Genomic DNA, 475 nt, shown 5'->3' on the forward strand with positions numbered 1-475 from the left:
CCCGCGATGTCTTACCGCCTTTAAGATGGCGACGCTTATATCCAATTTGCGCTTTAAGCTTATGTTGTCGCATGATCTTCGCAACACGGTTTACGCTGCATTTCTCACCTGCTTCACGCAAGTCTGCATGTATCCAAGGGCTACCATACGTGCCACCACTGGCTACATAAAACTCTTTAATGAGCTTCAACAAACGATTATCTTCAAGCGCTCTATCGCTTAAGGGCTTTTTTAACCACGCATAAAAACCACTTCGATGCAGCTTAAAAAGGCGGCACATCGCCGTGATAGAAAATTCATCTTGGTGATCACGAATGAAGTCGTACTTTACTCAAGGTTGCTGGCAAAGTACCTTGCGGCCTTTTTTAAAATGTCTCGTTCCTCCGTGACACGTTTTAACTCAGCCTCTAATTTGGCGATCTTCAGTTTTTCATCGAATGATTGAACGGATTTAGGTTTATCTGATAATTGGCTC

At 43.6% G+C, this 475-nt stretch carries 1 protein-coding gene; it reads right to left on the reverse strand.

The window, feature by feature from the left end:
- Window positions 1–280, reverse strand: a 280-nt coding sequence (locus tag J8L71_RS18390; protein ID WP_211001807.1) for an IS3 family transposase, incomplete at its 3' end; no start/stop codon positions are given.
- Between the last annotated feature and the right edge of the window lie 195 nt (window positions 281–475).

Origin of the sequence: Pseudoalteromonas sp. MMG007, assembly GCF_018100985.1 — a bacterium.
Taxonomy (GTDB): Bacteria; Pseudomonadota; Gammaproteobacteria; order Enterobacterales; family Alteromonadaceae; genus Pseudoalteromonas.